The 21,356-nt window shown below is 63.1% G+C and carries 18 protein-coding genes and 1 other RNA gene; 12 read left to right on the plus strand and 7 right to left on the minus strand.

Annotated elements, in window-relative coordinates; all coding sequences use genetic code 11:
* Positions 1–6 precede the first annotated feature (6 nt).
* From ACIQ47_RS04235 to ACIQ47_RS04245, 3 genes are read left to right on the plus strand one after another with little or no spacing between them, the layout of a single operon-like run.
* Positions 7–1,002, plus strand: a complete 996-nt coding sequence (locus ACIQ47_RS04235; protein WP_396436989.1) for a lactonase family protein — start codon at positions 7–9, stop codon at positions 1,000–1,002.
* Entirely contained in the window at positions 999–2,573 is a 1,575-nt protein-coding gene (gene garD / locus ACIQ47_RS04240) for a galactarate dehydratase (RefSeq protein ID WP_396436990.1), read from the plus strand. Before ACIQ47_RS04235 ends, garD begins: the two co-directional genes overlap by 4 nt.
* A 29-nt stretch (positions 2,574–2,602) precedes the next feature.
* A complete protein-coding gene (locus tag ACIQ47_RS04245) occupies positions 2,603–3,598 on the plus strand; it encodes a Bug family tripartite tricarboxylate transporter substrate binding protein (protein ID WP_396436991.1) in 996 nt (331 codons plus the stop codon).
* A gap of 111 nt (positions 3,599–3,709) precedes the next feature.
* On the opposite strand, the gene ACIQ47_RS04250 is transcribed toward ACIQ47_RS04245, so the two are convergent.
* Positions 3,710–4,216, minus strand: a complete 507-nt coding sequence (locus ACIQ47_RS04250) for a bacteriohemerythrin (RefSeq protein WP_396436992.1) — start codon at positions 4,214–4,216, stop codon at positions 3,710–3,712.
* Positions 4,217–4,391: 175 nt separating this feature from the next.
* On the opposite strand from ACIQ47_RS04250, the gene ACIQ47_RS04255 reads away from it, so the two are divergent.
* Positions 4,392–5,402 (plus strand): metal-dependent hydrolase, encoded by a 1,011-nt coding sequence (locus ACIQ47_RS04255; RefSeq protein ID WP_396436993.1) that lies wholly within the window; start codon positions 4,392–4,394, stop codon positions 5,400–5,402.
* Between the two features lie 33 nt (positions 5,403–5,435).
* On the opposite strand, the gene ffs is transcribed toward ACIQ47_RS04255, so the two are convergent.
* Positions 5,436–5,532, minus strand: an RNA gene (gene ffs, locus ACIQ47_RS04260) — signal recognition particle sRNA small type.
* A 105-nt stretch (positions 5,533–5,637) separates the two neighbouring features.
* On the opposite strand from ffs, the gene dnaX reads away from it, so the two are divergent.
* The 4 genes from dnaX to ACIQ47_RS04280 all read left to right on the plus strand — a co-directional run bounded on the left by dnaX (position 5,638) and on the right by ACIQ47_RS04280 (position 9,774).
* Positions 5,638–7,572 carry a DNA polymerase III subunit gamma/tau gene (gene dnaX, locus ACIQ47_RS04265; RefSeq protein ID WP_396436994.1) on the plus strand — a complete coding sequence of 645 codons (1,935 nt, stop codon included), beginning with the start codon at positions 5,638–5,640 and terminating at the stop codon, positions 7,570–7,572.
* Between the two features lie 42 nt (positions 7,573–7,614).
* On the plus strand, positions 7,615–7,938 hold the full coding sequence (locus ACIQ47_RS04270) for a YbaB/EbfC family nucleoid-associated protein (protein ID WP_100117600.1): 324 nt from the start codon (positions 7,615–7,617) through the stop codon (positions 7,936–7,938).
* A gap of 10 nt (positions 7,939–7,948) precedes the next feature.
* On the plus strand, positions 7,949–8,539 hold the full coding sequence (gene recR / locus ACIQ47_RS04275) for a recombination mediator RecR (RefSeq protein WP_396436995.1): 591 nt from the start codon (positions 7,949–7,951) through the stop codon (positions 8,537–8,539).
* Positions 8,540–8,724: 185 nt separating this feature from the next.
* Positions 8,725–9,774 carry an ABC transporter substrate-binding protein gene (locus ACIQ47_RS04280; RefSeq protein ID WP_396436996.1) on the plus strand — a complete coding sequence of 350 codons (1,050 nt, stop codon included), beginning with the start codon at positions 8,725–8,727 and terminating at the stop codon, positions 9,772–9,774.
* A gap of 61 nt (positions 9,775–9,835) precedes the next feature.
* Here the strand turns inward: ACIQ47_RS04280 and ACIQ47_RS04285 are convergent, their stop codons facing one another.
* Complete coding sequence (locus tag ACIQ47_RS04285; RefSeq protein ID WP_396436997.1) at positions 9,836–11,467, minus strand: transglycosylase SLT domain-containing protein; 1,632 nt, start codon at positions 11,465–11,467, stop codon at positions 9,836–9,838.
* Positions 11,464–12,237, minus strand: coding sequence for a hydroxyacylglutathione hydrolase (gene gloB, locus ACIQ47_RS04290; protein WP_396436998.1), 774 nt, complete (start codon positions 12,235–12,237; stop codon positions 11,464–11,466). Before gloB ends, ACIQ47_RS04285 begins: the two co-directional genes overlap by 4 nt.
* Between gloB and ACIQ47_RS04295 the strand changes: the two genes are divergently transcribed.
* From ACIQ47_RS04295 to ACIQ47_RS04310, 4 genes are all read left to right on the plus strand, one after another.
* Entirely contained in the window at positions 12,236–13,117 is an 882-nt protein-coding gene (locus tag ACIQ47_RS04295) for a class I SAM-dependent methyltransferase (protein ID WP_396436999.1), read from the plus strand. The two genes, gloB and ACIQ47_RS04295, sit on opposite strands and share 2 nt — an antisense overlap.
* The gene (gene rnhA / locus ACIQ47_RS04300) at positions 13,104–13,550 is read left to right on the plus strand and encodes a ribonuclease HI (RefSeq protein ID WP_396437000.1); all 447 of its coding nucleotides are present in this window, start codon (positions 13,104–13,106) and stop codon (positions 13,548–13,550) included. The genes ACIQ47_RS04295 and rnhA overlap by 14 nt, the downstream gene beginning before the upstream one ends.
* Positions 13,551–13,711: 161 nt before the next feature.
* Complete coding sequence (locus ACIQ47_RS04305; RefSeq protein WP_396437001.1) at positions 13,712–15,097, plus strand: efflux RND transporter periplasmic adaptor subunit; 1,386 nt, start codon at positions 13,712–13,714, stop codon at positions 15,095–15,097.
* Positions 15,084–18,167 carry an efflux RND transporter permease subunit gene (locus ACIQ47_RS04310; protein WP_396437002.1) on the plus strand — a complete coding sequence of 1,028 codons (3,084 nt, stop codon included), beginning with the start codon at positions 15,084–15,086 and terminating at the stop codon, positions 18,165–18,167. Before ACIQ47_RS04305 ends, ACIQ47_RS04310 begins: the two co-directional genes overlap by 14 nt.
* A gap of 62 nt (positions 18,168–18,229) precedes the next feature.
* Here the strand turns inward: ACIQ47_RS04310 and glp are convergent, their stop codons facing one another.
* From glp to moaA, 3 genes are read right to left on the minus strand one after another with little or no spacing between them, the layout of a single operon-like run.
* Positions 18,230–19,519 carry a gephyrin-like molybdotransferase Glp gene (gene glp / locus ACIQ47_RS04315; RefSeq protein WP_396437003.1) on the minus strand — a complete coding sequence of 430 codons (1,290 nt, stop codon included), beginning with the start codon at positions 19,517–19,519 and terminating at the stop codon, positions 18,230–18,232.
* A gap of 46 nt (positions 19,520–19,565) precedes the next feature.
* Positions 19,566–20,198 (minus strand): molybdenum cofactor guanylyltransferase MobA, encoded by a 633-nt coding sequence (gene mobA, locus ACIQ47_RS04320; protein WP_296292537.1) that lies wholly within the window; start codon positions 20,196–20,198, stop codon positions 19,566–19,568.
* A 5-nt stretch (positions 20,199–20,203) separates the two neighbouring features.
* Positions 20,204–21,346 (minus strand): GTP 3',8-cyclase MoaA, encoded by a 1,143-nt coding sequence (gene moaA, locus ACIQ47_RS04325; RefSeq protein WP_396437004.1) that lies wholly within the window; start codon positions 21,344–21,346, stop codon positions 20,204–20,206.
* Positions 21,347–21,356 lie beyond the last annotated feature (10 nt).

Genomic DNA, 21,356 nt, shown 5'->3' on the forward strand with positions numbered 1-21,356 from the left:
GACCCCATGGCCCATGTTTATGTTTCCAATGCCGACAGCGGCGACATCTCGGTGCTGCACATGGCGGCCCATGGCGAGCTGCATTTGCAAAACACCGTGCACGTGGGCGGCAACCTGATGCCCATGGCCATCAGCCCCTCACAGCACATGCTGTATGCGGCCCGCCGCAGCGATCCGATGGCGGTGGTGAGTCTGGCCATTGACCCGCAAAGCCGTGATCTGCACAGGGTGGGCGAGGCGGGTTTGCCAGCCAGCATGGCCTCTATCGCCACTGACTCCACAGGCCGTTTTTTGCTGGCCGCCTCCTACCCCGGACACCAGCTCACCGTCAGCCCGGTGCAGCCCGATGGCACGGTGGGCGCTGTGCAGCAGGTGGTGCCCACGGGCCCCAATGCCCACGCCATCATGGCGTCGCCGTGCAACCGTTATGTCTTGGCCACCAGCTTGGGCAGTGGCGAACTCATGGTGTACACGTTCCATGCCGAGACAGGCCGCCTGACGCCTGCATCCACTTGGCACGCGCGGGCTGGTGCCGGGCCTCGGCACTTCCGGTTTGACCCTGTGGGCCAATTTATTTATGTGCTCAACGAACTCGATGGCACGGTGGACGTGCTGGCCTGGGATGCCCAGCAGGGTCGCTTGACCAGCGTGCAAAGCAGTGTGGACATTTTGCCGCCGGGCTTCACGGGCAATCCATGGGCGGCCGACTTGCACCTTACACCCGATGGGCGTCATCTGTACACCAGTGAACGAACTTCCAGCACCCTGGCGCACTTCGCTGTGGACGCGGTCACGGGGCACATCTCCCCCAAAGGGCATACGGCGGTTGAAGCCCAGCCCCGGGGTTTTGCCATCGACGCGACAGGCCAGCATGTGCTGGTGGTGGGCCAACTGTCACACCACCTCAGCCGGTATGAGATCGACCGCGAGACGGGCCAATTGACACTGAGTCAACGCCTGCCGGTGGGGCAGGGCCCGAACTGGGTGGAGATACTGGCATGAGCGAAACAAAATCCGCCGCACAGCCGCGTTTGGTGCGCATGCACCCGGCCGACAACGTGGCCATTGTGGTCAATGAGGGCGGGTTGCCCGCCGGCACCCTGCTTGAAGAGGGCCTGGTCTTGCTGGACAAAGTGCCTCAGGGCCACAAAGTGGCGCTGGTGGCTTTGGCGCAAGGCGACGTGGTGCGGCGCTACAACGTGCCCATTGGACACGCTTTGCAAGACATGGCGGCGGGGCGCTGGGTGCATGAGCGCTTGCTGCAAATGCCGGCCGCCCGCGAGTTGCACGGCTTGCCCATGGCCACCGTGGCGGCACCTGTGCAAGCGCCACTGACCGGCTACACCTTTGAGGGCTACCGCAATGCCGATGGCTCGGTGGGTACGCGCAATATTTTGGCCATCACCACCACCGTGCAGTGCGTGGCGGGTGTGGTGTCACAAGCTGTGCGCCGCATCAAGGACGAGTTGTTGCCCTTGTACCCGCAGGTGGACGACGTGGTGGGTCTGGAGCACAGCTACGGCTGTGGCGTGGCCATCGACGCGCCCGACGCCATCATTCCGATTCGCACTTTGCGCAACATCAGCTTGAATCCCAACTTTGGGGGCGAGGTGATGGTGGTCAGTCTGGGGTGCGAAAAGCTGCAACCCGAGCGCTTGCTGCCGCCCGGCAGTTTCCCGATCACCGATGCGCGTGACCCTGCGGGTGGGCCTGACACGGTTTGCCTGCAAGACGCGCAGCATGTGGGCTTCATGTCGATGCTGGACAGCATTGTGCAAAGCGCGCGCCCGCATCTGGAGCGGCTGAACGCCCGCAGGCGCGAGACGGTGCCCGCCAGCCAACTGGTGGTGGGCGTGCAGTGCGGCGGCAGCGATGCGTTTTCTGGGGTCACCGCCAACCCGGCGGTGGGCTTTGCGACGGACTTGCTGGTGCGCGCTGGGGCCACGGTGATGTTCAGTGAAAACACCGAGGTGCGCGACGCGGTGGAGCAACTCACGCAGCGCGCTGCCACACCAGAAGTGGCCCAGGCCATCGTGCGCGAGCTCGATTGGTACGACCGATATCTGGAACGCGGCCGAGTGGACCGCAGCGCCAACACCACGCCTGGCAACAAGGCGGGCGGCTTGTCCAACATCGCCGAAAAAGCCATGGGCTCCATCGTCAAGAGCGGCACGGCAGCGATCTCGCATGTGTTGGCGCCGGGCGAAAAGTTGCGGTCCGACCAAAAGGGCCTGGTGTTTGCGGCCACACCGGCCAGCGACTTCATTTGCGGCACGTTGCAGTTGGCTGCGGGCATGAATGTGCATGTCTTCACCACCGGACGTGGCACGCCCTACGGGCTGGCCGAGTGCCCCGTCATCAAAGTGGCCACGCGCAGCGATTTGGCCCGGCGCTGGCATGACCTGATGGACATCAATGCAGGGCGCATCGCCGATGAAGGCGTCAGCATCGAAGACATGGGCTGGGCGCTGTTTCGCATGCTGCTGGACGTGGCCAGTGGCCGCAAGACCTGGGCCGAACACTGGAAGCTGCACAACGCCCTGGTGCTGTTCAACCCTGCGCCGATCACCTGAACTTTTTAACCACAACGAGGAGACATTCCATGACACAACGCCGCCAATTCATCCAGTCCACCGTGGCCTGCGCCGCAGCCGCCATGGCACCTGCGGCCTTCAGCCAAGCAGCGCCTTGGCCGGCCAAGCCGATCAACTATTTGGTCGCTTTCCCGCCCGGCGGCACCACCGACATCCTGGCCCGAGTGGTCTCGCAAAAACTGGGCACGGCGCTGGGCACCACGCTCGTCATTGAGAACAAAGGTGGCGCTGGCGGCAGTGTGGGCTCCGAAATCGCAGCACGCGCCCCGGCCGACGGCTACAACCTGCTGGGCGGCACCATCAGCTCGCACGCCATCAACGTGAGCCTGTACCCCAAGCTGGGTTACGACCCGATCAAATCGTTCACGCCGGTGTACCTGTACGGCACCAACCCGGTGGTGTTGGTGGTGGCCGCCAACAGCCCTTACAAAACACTCAGGGACCTGTTGACGGCGGCCAAAGCCAACCCCGGAAAACTGTCGGGTGCCTCGGCGGGCAACGGCACATCCCAACACTTGGCGCAAGAGCTGCTGGCGTTCAAAGGCGATGTCAAATTCACCCATGTCCCCTACAAGGGCAGTGCTCCTGCCATTCAAGACGTGATGAGCGGGCAGGTTGACTTCATGTTCGACACCACCGTGGTGGCGGGCGCCCACATCCAGAGCGGCAAACTGCGCGCCTTGGCGGTGACTTCTGGCAAGCGCTTGACCGACACCTTGACCGAAGTGCCGACAGTGAGCGAGTCGGGCTGGCCTGGAACTGCCGGTTTTGAAGTCGTGTCTTGGCAAGCTTTGTTTGCGCCAGCCGGCACGCCCAAGCCGATCGTGGACAAACTGCATGCCGAAATTTTGAAGATCATTCAAAGCCCTGAAATGCAAGAGCGCATCAAAGGGCTGGGCATGCAACCTTCGGTGCTGACCCCAGAGCAGGTTCAGGCTTTCCAAAAGGCTGAAATCGAAAAATGGGCCCAAGTGATCAAAGCGGCCAACATCAAACTGGAGTGAACGTTACAGCCATCTTCAAAACGCTGGGCTTGTGTGGCACATGCCACACAAGCCCAGCCCCGTATGAGGGCATCAGGCCGGTTGTGGGATGTTTGTGTTGTGGGCGACGGTTTAACTGCAGCTGACGCTGCCGCAACCCGACATGGTCACGGTTTGGATGGCCGAGGGGTCGGCCAGGGTTTCGCTCTCGCTGTTAAAACCCACCGATTTCAGGTGCGCCGCCAAGCCTGCATCCATGCTGCCCGCGTGGCCGGGGAACCACTCGGCCAGTGCCTCGGCCATGCGGGTGATGATGGTTTTGTCGCTGTCCAGGTAATGGGCTTCCACCACGCGCATGGTTTCCAGAATGGTGGCGTGGTGTTCGGCGTGGCAGTTGTCGGCCGAAAAGCCGGTGGCCAACATCCAGCGCTCTTCTTGCGCGAAGTGCTCGACCGTGTGGTTCAAAAACGCCTTGTAGACCGGCAGTTGCTGGTCTTCGGGGGTGGCCAGAATCTGGTTGATCATGTCCACGAATTCCTGGTGCGTCTCGTCCATGCGCGCGTCGCCCGTGTGAAGCGAATCGGTCCAAGCCATGACTGGAGGCATGTGGGCGACAGAAGAGGTGGCGGTGGTGGACATGGCGAAGTCTCGATCAAGGGGCAAAACACAAACAGCCCACATTATCTCGCCAAGCCAAGGGCGTCAGTGCATTGGGGGCATCGCTGCTTGGGGCTGTGCCGGTTCGACCCGGTAGGCCACAGGCCTTGTCAAAGCCGCTATCGTATTGACCTGCGTCAAATTTCCAAATAAATCCATGGATTCCGTCACACAAGTTCTTTTGGGCGCCTCGATCGGCGTGGCCGTCATGGGGCGGCGCACCGCGCTGTGGAAGTCGGCCCTGTGGGGCGGCGTGGCGGGCCTGTTGCCCGACCTGGATGTGCTGCTGGACCACGGCGACCCGATCCTCAACATGATCCGGCACCGCGCCGAGAGCCATGCACTGCTTTTGCTCACGCTCTTTGCGTTTCCGATGGCGTGGGGGGTGAGTCGTCTGCACCGTCAGCCGCAGCTTTATGGCCGCTGGTGGTGGGCGCTCATGTTGGCGTTGGTCACCCACCCCTTGCTTGATTTGATGACGATTTACGGCACCCAGGTGTTCCAGCCTTTCAGCGACGAGGCCTATGGCTTGGGCAGCATGTTCATCATCGACCCGGTGTATTCGCTGCCCTTGCTGGCGGGTGTGGTGGCGGCGCTGCGCGTCAAAACAGTGGGCCGGGCTTTGCGCATCAATGGCTGGGCCTTGGCTTTCAGCACGGCTTACTTGGCTTGGAGCGCGCTGGCGCAGGGCTGGGTCACGCAGCATGCCCGCCAGTCGCTTCAGGCGCAGGGCTTGCCCAGCCAGCAGTTGATGGTGACCCCCGCGCCCTTGAGCACCTTGGTGTGGCGTGTGGTGGCGCTCGATGGCGAGCGCTTTCACGAAGGCTTTTATGCGCTGATGGACGGCGGGCGGGCCATTCGCTTTGTGGCGCACGAGCGCGGCGGGGCGCTGGCAGCGCAACACGCCAATCACCCGCAGTTGCAGCGCCTGGCACGGTTCACTGATGGGTTTTTCAAGGTCGCTGACCAAAACGGCAAGTTGTTGGTCACCGACTTGCGCATGGGTCAAGAGCCCGCCTATGTGTTTTCTTTTGACATTGGCCCGCCACTGCAAGCTGGCCAAGCTCACCCGGTGGCGCAACAGCAAAGCCGGCGCATGGACGTGGGCGCGGGTTTGAAATGGCTGGGGCAGCGCATCTTGGGGCGCGATGTGCCGCCGCCAGGCTAAGACAGCGGGCTGGGCGGTTGGTAAAGAGAGGGGGGTGACGAGCCTTGACCCCGGCACTGGATTCACAGTTAGGGCTGCTTGGTTCCCCACCTGACCCGGTTGGCCGCTTCACCATGCGGGAAGGCCCGTCGAGAACGATTGTAGGCGAGCTGGCCGTGGCTTTGCCCCTTGGGCCGGAATTTTGTCGGAACCACCTTGTCAGAACCAGTGCCCCGGCCCGATAGAATCCCAGTCCATGTCTTATCTTGTCCTCGCGCGCAAATACCGCCCCCGCAATTTCACCGAAATGGTGGGGCAAGAGCACGTGGTGCAGGCCCTGACCAATGCCCTGGTGCAACAACGCTTGCACCACGCGTATTTGTTCACCGGCACACGGGGCGTGGGCAAGACCACGGTGTCGCGCATATTGGCCAAGTCGCTCAACTGCCAGGGGGCCGACGGGCAGGGCGGCATCACCGCCGAGCCCTGCGGCGTATGCCAAGCTTGCCGCGACATCGATGCCGGGCGCTTTGTGGACTACACCGAACTCGACGCAGCCTCTAACCGGGGCGTGGACGAGGTGCAAAGCCTGCTGGAGCAGGCGGTCTACAAACCGGTGCAGGGGCGCTTCAAGGTCTTCATGATCGACGAGGTGCACATGCTGACCAACACCGCGTTCAACGCGATGTTGAAGACCCTGGAAGAACCCCCCGAATATTTGAAATTTGTGTTGGCCACGACCGACCCGCAAAAAGTGCCTGTGACGGTGCTCTCGCGTTGCCTGCAGTTCAACCTGCGGCCCATGGCCCCCGAGACTGTTTTTGAGCACCTGACCCAGGTGCTGGCCGCAGAACAATTGAGCGCCGAGCCTTTGGCCTTGCGTCTGCTGGCCCGCGCAGCACGTGGCTCCATGCGCGACGCGCTGAGCCTGACCGACCAAGCCATTGCCTTTGGCAATGGCTTGGTGCAAGAAGCCGGTGTGCGCCAGATGCTGGGCAGTGTGGACCGCAGCCATGTGTTGCACATGATCCGCGCCCTGACCGAAGGCGACGGTGCGGCGGTGGTGAACCAGGTCAACGCCCTGCGCCTGCAAGGCGTGTCAGCCGCCGCCACCTTGGAAGACATGGCCATGCTGCTGCAGCGCATGGCCGTGATGCAAATGGTGCCCGGCATGGCGCAGGGCGGTGAAGACCCCGACACGCAGGGCCTGGCCGAGCTGGCCGCTGCCATGCCCGCCGAAGAAACCCAATTGCTCTACAGCCTGTGCCTGCACGGGCGAACCGAGCTGGGCTTGGCGCCTGACGAATATTCGGCGCTGACCATGGTGCTGCTGCGCTTGCTGGCTTTTAAGCCCCAGTCGGGATCGGCGGAAAAAAAAAGCCCGCTGACCAGCCCTCGGGCCACCCCTGAGCCCGCCCGAGCTGCCGCGCCAGTCGCTGCCGACCCGCAGCCCAAGCCAGCCCCGCAAGCCACCCTGCCCAGCGAGGTCACGCCACCCAAGGTTGCTCCCATGGCTGCGCCCATCGCTGTTCCCATAGCCAGGCCTGAGCTGTCCGCGCCGTCCGCCGAGCCGGTCATCGGCCATGGGCAAGCCGTGCCGACCCTGTCCGAGCCGCCCCCTTGGGAGGACTGGCCCGACACCACCGACTACGCCGATGTCCAGGCCATGCACACGCCTGTGGAACACGCTGCTGTGCCCGAGCTTCGTCAAGCCAATCCCGCTTTGCGCGTTTTGCCGGTGCGCGAGGCCCCGTCTGGGCGCGCCGATGTGCCCACGCTGGCCGCACCGCCGGCTGTGCAGGCCACGCCCGAAGGCGATGTCTGGCTGGAGGTGGTGCAAGGCCTGATGGCACAAGAGGCCATCACGGCCTTGGTGCGCGAGCTGGCGCTGCAGTCGCAGCTGTTGGCCCGCGACGCTGACCACTGGCAACTGCGTGTGGAGCGCGAGACACTCAACCACCCGGCCAGCCGCGAGCGTTTGCAAGCGGCTTTGCTGGCCGCCGGCCATGGCGATGTCCAACTGGGCATCGAAGTGGGCCCCGTCACCGACAGCCCTGCCAGGCGTTTGGCCGTCAAAGCGGCCGAGAAAATGGTGGCCGCCAAGGAGCTGATTGAAAACGACCCGCTGGTGCAGGCCATGGTGCGCGATTTCGGGGCCAAAATCGTGCCCGGCAGCATTCAGATCATCTGATTTTTCACCTCCCCCCTACCCACTCTGACTGAAGGAAACCCCATGTTCAACAAAGGACAACTCGCTGGCTTGATGAAACAAGCCCAGGCCATGCAGGACAACCTGAAAAAAGCCCAAGACGAATTGGCATTCGTTGAGGTCGAAGGCCAAGCTGGCTCCGGCATGGTCAAGGTGCTGATGACCTGCAAACACAGCGTGCGCCGCGTGACCATCGACCCCAGCTTGCTGGCCGACGACAAGGACATGCTGGAAGACCTGGTGGCCGCCGCCTTCAACGATGCCGTGCGCATGGCCGAAGAAGTCTCGCAGCAAAAAATGGGCAAGCTCACCGCCGGTTTGCCTCCGGGCATGAAGCTGCCTTTCTGAGCGCCTGAACATGGCCGACACCCACGCCCTTGCCACATTGGTGCAGGCCCTCAAGGGCTTGCCGGGGGTGGGCATCAAGTCGGCCCAGCGCATGGCTTTTCAGCTGCTGCAAAACGACCGGGCCACGGCCCGGAAATTGGCTGCGGCACTGGACAATGCGGTTCAAAAAATCCGCCACTGCGCGTGTTGCCACACCTTCACCGAGGCCGAGCTGTGCGACACCTGTTTGGACAGTACCCGAGACCGCACGCTGCTGTGCGTGATTGAAACCCCGGCCGACCAGTCGGCCATCGAGCGCACAGGCACTTACCGGGGCTTGTACTTTGTGCTCATGGGCAAGCTCAGCCCGCTCGACGGCATCGGCCCGCACGACATTGGCCTGGCCAAGCTGAAAGCACGCGTGGCCGATGGCGTGCTGACCGAGGTGATCTTGGCGACGAATTTCACCGCCGAGGGCGAGGCCACCGCCCATGTGATTTCTGAAATGATCCGCCAGCAAGGGCTGAAGGTCACGCGCCTGGCCCGTGGCGTGCCCGCAGGCAGCGAGCTGGAATACGTGGACTTGGGCACCATCGCCCACGCCTTGGTCGACCGGCGCTGATCGGCTGAAAACACCTCCAGAAAAGCGACGTTCAACTGCCCCAGGTTTGCCAAGCGGTGGCTTGGCGACTTGTCAATTACCGACAATCCATTACGTGAAAACCCGCTCGGGATCAATCCCGATGCGCGAAGCGCTGTGCCTGATTAAGCTGGGCTGGTGTCCATTTTTCTCCAGGAGTGATGCGGGTGAATTCAGTCCACGCCCTTCGCCGTTCGCTGTTGCTGGCTGCTGTTGGCTCGCTGGCCTCAGCGCAAGCACCCGCTGCCCCATCCTCTGAGGCCAGTCGTGCTTTGCCACGCGTGCGCCTGGCCTTGGCCGCCAGCCACAGCCTGTACCACTTGCCTCTGACTTTGGCCGATCGGCTGGGGTTTTTTCGGCAGGCGGGTGTGCAACTGGAGTGGTTGCCGCAGGAGTCGGGGGCTAAAGCTTTGCGCATGGCCTTGGCGGGCCAAGCCGATGTGGTGGCTGGGGCTTATGAGCACCTCTTTGCCCTGCACCTCAAGGGGCTCAATTACCAAAGTTTTGTGCAAATGAGCCGCACGCCACAAGTCAGCCTGGGCGGCAGCACGCGTGGCGGCATGGCTTGGCGCTCAGGGGCAGATATCCGGGGCGCGCGTTTGGGCGTTTCGGCGTTGGACTCAACCACCTACTGGACGGCTTGCCAATGGCTGTCGCGTCAAGGCTTGACGGCCGAGGATGTGGTGTTTGTTCCGGTGGGCTCGTCGCAGGGGGTGATGGAGGCGCTGCGCAACGGCAGCATCGATGCCCTGTGCAATCCCGACCCGGTCATGTACTGGCTGGAGCAAAAAAACGAGATCCGAATGCTGTGCGATGCCCGAACCCTGCAAGGCACTCGCCACTTGATGGGGGGCCCGGTGCCGGGGGCCAGCCTGTTTGCGCATGCTGCTTTTTTGCAACTGCATCCCGATCGGGCGCAGGCACTATGCGATGGTGTGGTGCAGGCCCTGAAGTGGCTGCAGACCGCCGGCTTGACGGACATCTTGCGAACCGTTCCTTCGGGTCATTGGATGGGCGACCGGGCGATCTACCTGGGTGCGTTTGAGAAACTGCGTGAGTCGTATGCCGTGGACGGGCTTGTGCGCAGCGACGATGTGACGCATGCCTGGCGTGTGCATGCCAAGTTGCTCGGCACTGACGGGCCCAGACAGCTGGTGCCTGCGCGCACATTCACCAACGTTTTTGCGCAAAAGTCCAAAAGCCGTCGGTTGGCATGATCTGCGGCGTCATGGGCGGAACGCCCAACTGCCCCAAGGTGTTGGGCAAACGATGTGCTGTTCAGCGTTTGGGCGCAGCTTTGGCTGCAGGCTTGTCTGAACGCTTGTCAGATCGCGCAGTGGTTTTGGCGGGTGCTTTGCTGCGCTGACGCGCTGATTTTGCGGAGGCCTTGGCCGGCACATAAATGCTCAAAATTTGTCCGTTGGACAGCGTGGCATTCGGTTTGAGCCGGTTCCAATCTGCCACGCTGGTGGCGCTCACGCCGTGCCGTGATGCCAGACGCATGAGCGTGTCGCCATGGTGGGCCTTGACCGTGATCTTGCGCAACACCAACTCGGGGGCCAACAGCAGTTGGCCGTTGTCGGCCAGGTGCTCGGTCACATCGTTGTCCAGCTTGCCTTGGCGCGGCACCAGCAAAGTGGACCCGGCCTTGACCAGCATGCGCGCTGGAATACCGTTGACACTGCGCAGCTGCTCTGCCGACATGCCCACTTGCTTGGCCACTTCTTCGGCGCGCATGGTGCGTGGTGCTTGCCAGGCGGTCCAGCTGGACAGGCGGCGTTCTGAATGCGCTTGCACGTTGGTTTGAAACACCGTGGCGTTGTCCCAGGGCAGCAGGATCTGCGGCGTGCCGGCCGCCAAAATCACAGGGCGGTTCATGGCCGGGTTCAGCGCCTTGAAGTCTTCCAGGCTCACGTTGGCCAGTTTGGCGGCTATGGCCACGTCGATGTCACGTTCGATGGCCACGCTCTTGAAGTAAGGGTGGTTCTGGATCAGCGGCAACTCGGTCTTGAAGGCTTCGGGCTGGGCCACGATGTTTTTGACCGCTTGCAGTTTGGGCACGTAGTAGCGCGTTTCGTCGGGCATGCGCAGGTCGCTGTAGGTCAGTGGCAAGCCTTGCGCTTTGTTGCGCGCCAGCGCCCTGCCCACGCTGCCTTCGCCCCAGTTGTAGGCGGCCAGGGCCAGGTGCCAGTCGCCGAACATGGTGTAGAGTTTTTGCAGGTAATCGAGTGCCGCACGGGTGGACTCCAGCACATCGCGGCGCTCGTCCCTGAACAGGTTTTGTTTCAGGTCGAAATATTTGCCTGTGGCCGGCATGAATTGCCACATGCCCGCAGCTTTGGCGCTGGACACGGCTTGTGGGTTGAAGGCCGACTCAATGAAGGGCAGCAAGGCCAGCTCGGTGGGCATCTTGCGCCGCTCCAGTTCCTCAACGATGTGAAACAGGTAAGGCCGCGAGCGCTCGGTCATGCGCAGCATGTAGTCGGGCCTGCTGGCATACCACTGCTCGCGGTTGCGTACCAAGGGGTTGTTCAAGTCGGGCATGGCAAAGCCCCGGCGGATGCGCTCCCAGATGTCGATTTGCTCTTGCAGGCCAAGCATGGCATGGGGCTTGAGGGCCACCGGCCGCTCCTCGTTCATTTCGGTCACCGCAGGCGCCAAAGGCACCGCAGGGCCTGTCACGATGGCAGGCACCGGCGGCACCGGCGGCACCGGCGGCACCGGCGGCACCGGCGGCACCGCCAAGGCGGCGGGTGTGGGCGTTGTGGGCGCTGCCTCGGCTGCAGGCAGGCGCTCCATGGGAGGCTGCAGACTAGGCACCGAGGTGGCGCATCCAGATAAGAAAGCCGCCAGCAGAAAGACCCAGCTGGGGCGAATGAGGCGGGCTGGGGCAAGGGCAGTCGGGTTCATCGGAAGTCGTTTTTCCATTGGCGAAGCGCTGCAAAGGTGGTCACATCATCCACGGCCAGGCGGTCATGCTGGCGCACGGCGGCAGCGACAGAGGCCTGGCGGCTTCGCAAGAAAGGGTTGATGGCGCGCTCGGTATGAAGCGCCACAGGCAAAGTGGGCAGCGTTTGGCTGCGCAGACGCGTGCAATGCGCCCAGTGGTCTTGCAGCGCCAAGTTGCCGGGTTCGACGGCCAGAGCAAACTTCAGGTTGGACAAGGTGTATTCGTGGGCGCAGCAGACCCGCGAGGCCCCTGGCAAAGCAGCCAAGCGGTCAAGCGAGTCCAGCATTTGGGCCGGCGTGCCTTCAAACAACCGGCCACAGCCGCCCGAAAACAGCGTATCGCCACAAAAAAGCAGCGGGTCCTGGCCTGTGGGCTGCGCCCAAAAGGCGATGTGCCCCAAGGTATGGCCAGGTACTTCGTGGACTTGAAATTGCAGGCCTTGCCAGTCAAAGCCGTCGCCTTGTTGCAGGCCCTGGGTGGGCACGGGCATTTGCTCGAGGGCGGGCCCCAGCACGCGTGCTCCGGTTTGTGCCACCAGTTCGGCCAAGCCGCCGGTGTGATCGGCATGGTGGTGCGTGACTAGAATCGTGTCCAATTGCAAACTTGGGTGCGCTTGCATCCAGGCCAGCACGGGCGCACTGTCGCCGGGGTCCACCACGAGGACGTGGCGGTCGGTGTGCAACAACCAAATATAGTTGTCTGCGAAAGCGGGCAGGGCAATGAGTTTCATGGATCGTTCGATTATAGAAAGCCAACACCTGACGCCCGCTTGGTTGGCCCATTTGGGTCAGCCGGTGGCCTCGCGCTTGCTCGCCTGGGAGCAGGCTCAGGCCGATGCGCTGCTGGCCGATGTCTTTGGCTACCACGCGGTGCAACTGGGTTGGCCAGAGCTCAAAGCCTTGCGCCACAACCGAATGCCCCATCGCTGGCAAGCGGGTGCCGAGTTCGAATGGCCTCAATCGAACAAGGCCTTGAGCGCGCCAGAGCTGCAGAGCTTGCAGCCACCGCAGTCCCCGACCTCGGCCCTGCCGCTGGAGGATGACCCCGACGTGTGGCTGGACAGCCGCGCTTGGCCTTGGCAAGCCGACAGCCTGGACCTGGTGGTCTTGCCGCACACGCTGGAGCGCTCGGCCGATCCGCATGCCTGCTTGCGTGAGGTCGAGCGGGTGCTGATTCCCGAGGGCCAGGTGCTGATCACGGGCCTGAACCCCATGAGTTTGTGGGGTTGGCCTAAAAAGCGCGGCAGCATGCGCCTGGTCGGGGGCGGGCCGGTGCAGAGCCTGATCGCCTATCGGCGTCTGCGTGATTGGCTGCGGCTGCTGGGGTTTGAGGTGCAGGTGAGCCGTTTCGGGGGCTGGAGCCCTGCCCTGGGCAGTGAGCGCTGGATGCAGCGCCTGGGTTGGATGGAGCGCGCGGGGGAGCGTTGGTGGCCGATTTTGGGGGGTGTTTATCTGTTGATGGCCACCAAACGTGTGCCCGGGGGGCGCTTGCTGCCAGCGCGCCCATGGCGCACGGTACGATCGCCCGCTGCAGCGACCGCGCCCATAGCCCGCTCCGATACCTTCATGGCGCAACCCTCTGCCGAGAAAGACGCTTTTGACCCACGTTGAAATCCACACCGACGGTGCCTGCAAAGGCAACCCCGGCCCCGGCGGCTGGGGCGCTCGCCTGCAGTCCGGCCAGCATGTGCAAGAGCTGTTTGGCGGCGAGTTGAACACCACCAACAACCGCATGGAGATGACAGCCGTCATCGAGGGCCTGTTGGCCCTCAAGCGACCCTGCCAGGTCACGCTGTACTTGGACAGCGAATATGTGCGCAAAGGCATCACCGAGTGGATCCACGGCTGGAAAGCCCGGGGTTGGCGAACCGCCGCCAAGCAGCCTGTCAAAAATGCCGACTTGTGGCAGAAACTTGACACCGTGGTGTCCTCTTCGGGACATCAGATCGATTGGCGCTGGGTCAAAGGCCACAACGGCGATCCGGGCAACGAGCGGGCTGATGCACTGGCCAATCAAGGCGTGGACAAAGCCTTGGGCCGCTGAAATGGCTGGCCCAAGCCGGCACAGACCAGCACAGGCCAGCGCCCATGCCGCACGGACGCCAAAGGCTTGGCCTGTCTCAAGGCCCTTCCAAGTATGGGGAAATAGCTTGCACGCTGTTACATTGCTGAAGTCTGGGCGAATGCAACCTGAGAGAAACCTGAATGGCTTACAAGAAGAAATATGCAGTGCTGGCCCTGTTGGGCATTTCCGTGGCCTCTGGGGCTGCATGGTGGTGGCAAAACAAGGCCCCGGCGGGTGGAGCGGCGTCCACCGCGGCGGCTGCTGCGCCAGGCGGTCCTTCTGCTGCCCCCGGTGGCGCACCCGCTGGTGCGCCAGGGGCTGGGCCAGCCGGTGGCGCAGGCCGGCCACCTGCAGTGGAGGTCGCCAAGGTGGAGAGCATGACCTTGGTGGACGAGACCCAAGCCGTGGGCAGTTTGCGCTCGCGCCAGGGCGTGATGCTGCGCCCCGAAGTGGGTGGGCGTGTCAAACAAATTCTTTTCAGCGACGGCCAGCGTGTGCGCAAGGGCCAGTTGATGGTCCAGTTCGAAGACCAACTGCAGCAGGCCCAAGTCGCTCAGGCGCGTGCAGAACTGTCCATTGCCGAGGCCAATCACAAGCGCAACCAGGAACTGGTGGCGCAAAACTTCATCAGCCAGCGCTCGCTGGACGAGAGCGCTGCCGCCCTGGAGGTCTCGCGCGCCAAATTGTCTCTGGCGCAGGCCACGCTGCAGCGCCTGCAGGTGTTGGCCCCGTTTGATGGCATCACCGGTCTCAAGCAAATCAACGTGGGCGATTACCTCAAAGACGGCGCGGACATGGTCAACGTGGAAGACATCGATGCGGTGCTGCTCGACTTCCGTTTGCCCGAGCGCTTTCAAGCCAAGGTGCGAGCGGGTCAAAAAGCGCAGCTGACGGTGGACGCCCTGCCGGGGCGGCCTTTCTCGGCAATCGTGCAAGCGGTGGACCCGTTGATCGAAGCCAATGGCCGCTCTGTCGGCGTGCGTGGCTGCATCGACAACCGCCAGCAGCAATTGCGTCCGGGCATGTTTGCCCGCGTGAATGCGGTCTTTGGCTCGCGCGACAACGCCTTGGTCATTCCCGAGGAAGCCATCATCCCGCAAGGCGGGCGCACCTTTGTCGTCAAGGTGGTGCAGGGTGACAAGCCCGATGTGCGTGTGTCCGAGCGTGTGGCGGTCAAGGTCGGCTTGCGCCAGCCGGGCAAGGTGGAGATTGTGGAGGGCCTGGCTGCAGGCGACACGGTGGTCACGGCGGGTCATCAGCGTTTGCAAAAAGACGGCACGGCCGTGCGCGTGGTGGAGTTGCCCCAGGCCGCAGGTGGTAAGCCTGGCGGCCCCCCCGGGCAGCCCGGCCCTGCAGGGCCGGGCGCTCCCGCAGCAGGCGCTTCGCCTGCAGGGGCTGCAGCACCAGGTGCAGGCCCGCAAGGTGCTCGCGCTTCGGGCGCTGGCCGACCTGGCCAGGGCACGGGCCGTCCTGTGGCTTTGACGGGTCCCAACCCTTGCCTGAGGGAAGCCGATGCAGCTCGCTGAAGTCTCCATCCGCCGGCCTGTACTGGCCGTGGTCATGTCCTTGTTGATCGTGTTGATTGGTGCCGTCAGCTTCAAAAGCCTGTCTCTGCGCGAATACCCCAAGATTGACGAGCCCACTGTCACCGTGACCACCCGCTATGTCGGAGCCTCGGCCGAAGTGGTCGAGTCGCAGGTCACCAAACCCCTGGAAGATTCGATTGCCGGCATTGACGCGGTGGATGTCATCACCTCCATCAGCCGCGCCGAGCAGTCGCAGATCACGGTGCGCTTCCGTCTGGAAAAAGACGCCGACACGGCCGCAGCCGAAGTGCGTGACCGCACCTCGCGCGTGCGCAACCGTTTGCCCCAGGCCATCGAAGAGCCGGTGATCGCCAAAGTCGAAGCCGACGCCTTCCCGGTGATTTGGCTGGCTTTTTCCAGCGACACGCTCAATGCCTTGCAAATTAACGACCTGGTCAACCGCGTGGTCAAGCCGCGCCTGCAAACCGTCACGGGAGTGGCCGACGTCCGTATTTTTGGTGAACGCAAATACGCCATGTTGGTCTCGCTGGACCATGCGCGTTTGTCGTCCTACAAACTCACGCCGCAAGACGTGGAAGACGCCATCCGCCGCAACAATCTGGAGCTGCCAGCTGGTCGCATCGAATCCCAGACCCGCGAATTCAGCGTGTCCTCGCAAACCGACTTGAACCGTCCCGGTCAGTTTGGCGAGATCGTGATTCGCAGCGTCAACGGCTTTCCCGTCAAGTTGCGCGATGTGGCGCAAATCCGCGAAGGAGCAGCCAACGACCGCAGTCTGGTGCGCCTGAACGGCCAGTCGGCTATTTCTGCAGGCGTGATCCGCCAGGCCACGGCCAACCCGCTGGACTTGTCAGCAGGGGTGCGCGAGATGATCCCCCGCTTGAAGGTCGATTTGCCTGAGGACATCACCATCGACATCGCCAACGACAACTCCGTGTTCATTGACCGATCCATCAAGAATGTGTTCACCACCATTGTTGAGGCCGTGGTGTTGGTGGCCTTGGTGATCTTTGTCTTTTTGCGCACCGTGCGTGCTTCCATCATCCCGATCATCACCATCCCGGTCAGCCTGATTGGCGCGTTCGCCATGATGGCTTTGGCGGGTTTCACCATCAACACCTTGACCTTGCTGGCGCTGGTGCTGGCCATTGGCCTGGTGGTGGACGATGCCATTGTGGTGCTGGAAAACATTTACCGGCACATCGAAGAAGGGCTGGATCCGTTTTCTGCCGCCATCAAGGGTGTTCGCGAGATCAGTTTTGCGGTCATCGCCATGACCATGACGCTGGCGGCGGTGTTTGCACCCCTGGCTTTCACGCCTGGGCGCACCGGCAAGTTGTTTGGCGAGTTTGCGCTGGCGCTGGCCGGGGCGGTGATCGTGTCTGGTTTTGTGGCCTTGACTTTGGCCCCCATGCTCAGCAGCAAATTCCTGCGCCACAACCCCAACCCGGGCTGGTTCGACCGCTCCATGGAGCGCGTGCTCACGGGATTGTCCAACGGCTATGAAAGTCTGTTGACCTTGATTCTGAACCGCGCCCGCTGGGTGGTGGTGCTGGTCATGTTGGCCTGCGGGGCGGGCATTGCCTACATCTACCCCAACATGAAGCAAGAACTAGCGCCGCTGGAGGACCGGGGTACGATTTTGGCGACCATCAATGCGCCCGATGGTTCGACATTGGAGTTCACCGACCGCTATGCACGTACGCTGGAAAAAATTGGCCAAGCCTATCCTGAATTTGATCGGATTTTTGCCAGCATGGGCAACCCCACGGTGGGCCAGGGCTCAGTGATTTACCGGGCCGTGGACTGGGATGAGCGAAAACGCAGCACGCTGCAAATCGCCCGAGAATTGGGGCCGAAATTCGGTGCTTTGTCGGGGGTGAATGCCTTCCCGATCACCCCACCATCGCTTGGGCAGGGTTTCCGTGAGCGGCCGTTGAACTTCGTAATCCAGACTTCGGACAGCTACCAAAACCTGAGCGCAGTGGCCAGGCAAATGATGGACGAGGTGGCCAAAAACCCGGGTATTTTGCAGCCTGATGTGGACCTGCGCTTGAACAAACCCGAGCTGCGCATCGAGGTCGATCGCGTAAAAGCCGCCGAGCTGGGCGTGAGCATCGATGTGGTGGCCCGCACCATCGAGACCATGTTGGGGGGCAGGGTGGTGACGCGCTACAAACGCGATGCTGAGCAATACGATGTGATCGTGCAAACCTTGGCCGCCAGCCGAAACACGCCGGACGACATCGACGTGATCCAGGTGCGCGGCCGCAACGACACCATGATCCCCTTGTCCAGCTTGGTCAAGGTGCGAGAGAGCGTGTCGCCGCGCGAGCTGAACCACTTTGGTCAGCGCCGTTCGGTGTCCATCACCGCCAACCTGGCCCCCGACTATTCGCTGGGTGAGGCACTCAAGTTCATGGACGCCACGGCCGCCAAAGTGCTCAAACCGGGCTACACCACCGAGCTCAACGGCACATCGCGCGAATTCAAGAACTCGCAGGGCGCTTTGGTGGTCGTCTTCGTGCTGGCGCTGCTGTTCATCTTCTTGGTCTTGTCTGCCCAGTTTGAGAGTTTCATCGACCCCTTTGTCATCATGCTGTCGGTGCCCTTGTCCATGATCGGGGCGCTGCTGGCGCTCAAATTCACGGGCGGGTCGCTCAACGTGTATTCGCAAATCGGCCTGATCACCCTGGTGGGCTTGATCACCAAGCACGGCATTTTGATTGTGGAGTTCACCAACCAGCTGCGCGAAAAAGGGATGGATATGCAAGAGGCCTTGATCAAGGCGTCGGCCCAGCGTTTGCGCCCGATCTTGATGACCACTGGGGCCATGGTGCTGGGCGCGGTGCCGCTGGCCTTGGCCACCGGCGCAGGTGCTGAAAGCCGCACGCAAATCGGCTGGGTGATTGTGGGCGGCATGAGCTTGGGCACTTTGCTGGCCGTGTTTGTGGTGCCCACCATGTACTCGTTGCTGGCCCGCAAATCGGTGCCAGGGGCGAACAAGGCGGTGGCGCATGAGTCACCGCCCGAGACAGTTGTGCATTGATCGCCTGAGTCATGAAAAAAGCGGCCTCGGCCGCTTTTTTCATGCAGGGGAAATTCCCCGGCTCAAAGGTGCCCGTCAAACATCATCACATCCACCGCGTCGCCCACGGCCACGTTGCCTTGGGCATGGCCCAGCACGATCAGGCCGTTGGCCTGCACCATGGAGCTGAGCACGCCCGAGCCCTGGTTGCCGGTGATGCTGACCTGCAACTCGCCTGCCGCGTTGGTGCTGACGATGCCGCGCTGGTATTCGGTGCGGCCGGGTTTTTTGCGCAGGGCCTCGGTGCTTTGGGCTTTGAGCATCGGCAATGGCGGCGCTTGCCAGCCCATGAGCTGCTGCAGGGCAGGGCGCACAAAAGCGGCAAAGGTCACCATCACCGCCACCGGGTTGCCGGGCAGGCCAAACAGCACGGCCGAGCGCTCACCCTGCGTGATGCGGCCCACCGCCATGGGGCGGCCGGGGCGCATGGCGATGCGCCAAAACGCCACATCGCCCAGCTTTTTCATCATGGCCTTGGTGTGGTCGGCCTCGCCCACGCTCACCCCGCCGCTGGTGATGATGGCGTCGGCCTGCGCAGCGGCATCCACAAAGGCTTGCTCCAGTGCCGCCGGGTCGTCGCGCACCACGCCCATGTCGATCAACTCGCAGCCCAGCGCCTGCACCAGGCCCGCCACGGTGTAGCGGTTGCTGTCGTACACCGCGCCTTCGCGGGGCGCTTCGCCCAGGCTCAATATTTCGTCGCCGGTAGAAAAGTAAGCCACCTTGAGCCTGCGCCAAACGGTGACTGTGGGCAGCCCCAGGCTGGCCAGCAGGCCGCAGGCGGCGGGTGTCAAGTTCACCCCGGCCGACAAGGCGGCTTGGCCCGCCATCAGGTCTTCGCCCAACAGACGGCGGTTGTCGCCCGGCTGCAGCAAGCCCTGCGGCACCAGCACCGTGTCGCCATCCACCTTTACCAGTTCTTGCGGTGCCACGGTGTCAAGCCCTGTGGGCATGATGGCCCCGGTCATGATGCGCACGCATTCACCGGCACCCACGGCGCCTTGCCAGGCGGCACCGGCAAACGCCGTGCCGACCACTTTGAAGCTGCCGACCTGTCCAGCCGCCAGGTCAGCGCCGCGCAAGGCGTAGCCGTCCATGGCCGAGTTGTCGTGCGGCGGCACGCTGATGGGCGAGACCACGTCGTGCGCCAGGATGCGGCCATGGGCCTGCATCAGCGGCACGGTTTCTTGTTCGCGCACCGGCTGCACCAGTTGGGCTAAAAATGCGTTCACCTGGCTGGCCGACAAGGCCTGCGGGTCGTAGCCTTGCAGGCGCTCGGCGATCTGATCAAGGCTCAGGGCAGGGGTGGTCATGGCAATGGCAATGGCGATGGGGCACGGCGCTGCCGTGCGGCACGGTTCAAAGGGATTCGAGATGTTGCAGTTCGGCCAGCGTGTTGGCATTGGCAAAGGCTTGCGGGCTGTCAACGCTTTGGTCAAAGGGCACGATGGCGCAGCGGTGCTGGCCCGTCCAGGCGTCGATCTTGCGGCCGCCGCTCTGGGTGAACTTGACCAGACTTTCGAGCAACTCGGTCTTGAGCAGGCAAAACACCGGTTGTGGGCGCACCGTGCCATCGGCTTCAGGGGCTGCGGCCATGGCCAGGTCGGCGTCTTGGTTGTGCAGGGCTGTGTACAAGCGCTCCACCAGGTCCAGCGGCAACAGCGGGGAGTCGCAAGGCACGGTGAGCAAGAGCGGCGTTTCGCAGCGCTCCAGCCCCGTGAGAAAGCCCGCCAAAGGCCCGGCAAAACCGTCGATGCTGTCGGGCCAAACCGGCACGCCCAGCGACTCGTAAGCGGCCAGGTTGCGGTTGGCGTTGATCAGAATTTCTTGGGGCGGCAGGCTTTGCAGCTGCAGGCGCATCAGGGTTTGCAGCGCCAGCGGCATGCCACGAAAGTTCTGCAGGCCCTTGTCGGCGCCACCCATGCGCGAGCCGCGCCCACCTGCGAGGATGAGGCCGGTGATGCCCGGTGCATTCTGGGTATGGGGGTTCATGGCCTTCAGCCTCCGATGTAGCTCATTTCCACCCGGCGGCCGGGGCCGCTGGCGGTGTCGGGGTCGCGCAGGCCGCGCAGCACCGAATATTGGTCGGTGCGCCCGCGCCAGATGGCGTCCACCGTCTGGGCCAGCGCGTGGTCGCTTTGCGCCGGGTCGCGCAGCAGCTGGCGCAGGTCATAGCCCTGGCTGGCAAACAGGCACAAATACAGGCGGCCTTCGGTGGACAAACGGGCGCGGTTGCAGTCGCCGCAAAAGGCCTGCGTCACGCTGCTGATCACACCCACCTCGCCCAGCGACGGGTCGTGCTCGCCTTGGGCGTTGGCGTAACCCCAGCGCTCGGCGGTTTCGCCCGGCGCAGCGGGGTCGAGTTGCACCAAGGGCAACTCGGTTTGCAGCAGGCGGATCACGTCGGCGCTGGGCAGCACCTCGTCCATGCACCAACCGTTCGTCGCGCCCACGTCCATGTATTCGATGAAGCGCAGCACAATGCCTGTGCCCTGGAAATGCCGGGCCATGGGCAAAATTTCGTGCTCGTTGGTGCCGCGCTTGACCACCATGTTCACCTTGATCGGCCCCAGGCCCGCAGCCCGCGCCGCTTCAATCCCGGCCAGCACATCGGCCACCGGAAAGTCCACATCGTTCATCTGGCGAAAGATGGCGTCGTCCAGCCCGTCCAGGCTCACCGTCACGCGTTGCAGCCCGGCGTCTTTCAGGCTTTGGGCTTTGCGCGCCAGCAGCGAGCCGTTGGTGGTCAGGGTCAAATCGAGTGGCTGGCCGTCTGGCGTGCGCAGCGCGGCCAGTTGTTCGATCAGGATCTCGATGTTCTTGCGCAGCAGGGGCTCACCGCCCGTCAGGCGAATCTTGCGCACGCCCCGGCCCACAAACACGTTGGCGATGCGGGTGATTTCTTCAAAGCTCAGCAAATGGCTTTGCGGCAGGTAGGCGTAGTCTTTGTCAAAGACTTCTTTGGGCATGCAGTAACTGCACCTGAAGTTGCAGCGGTCGGTCACGCTGATGCGCAAGTCGGTCAGCGGGCGGCGCAGGCCGTCCAAGGGCAGGGCGCTCAAGTCTTGACCCGCCAGCAAGGTGGGCAAAGGCAAGCTGGGATGGCGCTGGTCAACCAGCGCAATGACGCGTTCAGACATGGGGGTTGAT

The sequence above is a fragment of the Limnohabitans sp. genome (assembly GCF_044373035.1).
Taxonomy (GTDB): Bacteria; Pseudomonadota; Gammaproteobacteria; order Burkholderiales; family Burkholderiaceae_C; genus Limnohabitans_A.

Excerpts from the sequence above, each read along its gene's own strand:
- ACIQ47_RS04235 (WP_396436989.1), top strand. The coding sequence starts at position 7 with ATGGCCCATGTTTATGTTTCCAATGCCGACAGCGGCGACATCTCGGTG.
- garD (WP_396436990.1), top strand. The coding sequence starts at position 999 with ATGAGCGAAACAAAATCCGCCGCACAGCCGCGTTTGGTGCGCATGCAC.
- ACIQ47_RS04245 (WP_396436991.1), top strand. The coding sequence starts at position 2,603 with ATGACACAACGCCGCCAATTCATCCAGTCCACCGTGGCCTGCGCCGCA.
- ACIQ47_RS04250 (WP_396436992.1), bottom strand. The coding sequence starts at position 4,216 with ATGTCCACCACCGCCACCTCTTCTGTCGCCCACATGCCTCCAGTCATG.
- ACIQ47_RS04255 (WP_396436993.1), top strand. The coding sequence starts at position 4,392 with ATGGATTCCGTCACACAAGTTCTTTTGGGCGCCTCGATCGGCGTGGCC.
- dnaX (WP_396436994.1), top strand. The coding sequence starts at position 5,638 with ATGTCTTATCTTGTCCTCGCGCGCAAATACCGCCCCCGCAATTTCACC.
- ACIQ47_RS04270 (WP_100117600.1), top strand. The coding sequence starts at position 7,615 with ATGTTCAACAAAGGACAACTCGCTGGCTTGATGAAACAAGCCCAGGCC.
- recR (WP_396436995.1), top strand. The coding sequence starts at position 7,949 with ATGGCCGACACCCACGCCCTTGCCACATTGGTGCAGGCCCTCAAGGGC.
- ACIQ47_RS04285 (WP_396436997.1), bottom strand. The coding sequence starts at position 11,467 with ATGAACCCGACTGCCCTTGCCCCAGCCCGCCTCATTCGCCCCAGCTGG.
- ACIQ47_RS04295 (WP_396436999.1), top strand. The coding sequence starts at position 12,236 with ATGGATCGTTCGATTATAGAAAGCCAACACCTGACGCCCGCTTGGTTG.
- gloB (WP_396436998.1), bottom strand. The coding sequence starts at position 12,237 with ATGAAACTCATTGCCCTGCCCGCTTTCGCAGACAACTATATTTGGTTG.
- ACIQ47_RS04305 (WP_396437001.1), top strand. The coding sequence starts at position 13,712 with ATGGCTTACAAGAAGAAATATGCAGTGCTGGCCCTGTTGGGCATTTCC.
- ACIQ47_RS04310 (WP_396437002.1), top strand. The coding sequence starts at position 15,084 with ATGCAGCTCGCTGAAGTCTCCATCCGCCGGCCTGTACTGGCCGTGGTC.
- glp (WP_396437003.1), bottom strand. The coding sequence starts at position 19,519 with ATGACCACCCCTGCCCTGAGCCTTGATCAGATCGCCGAGCGCCTGCAA.
- mobA (WP_296292537.1), bottom strand. The coding sequence starts at position 20,198 with ATGAACCCCCATACCCAGAATGCACCGGGCATCACCGGCCTCATCCTC.
- moaA (WP_396437004.1), bottom strand. The coding sequence starts at position 21,346 with ATGTCTGAACGCGTCATTGCGCTGGTTGACCAGCGCCATCCCAGCTTG.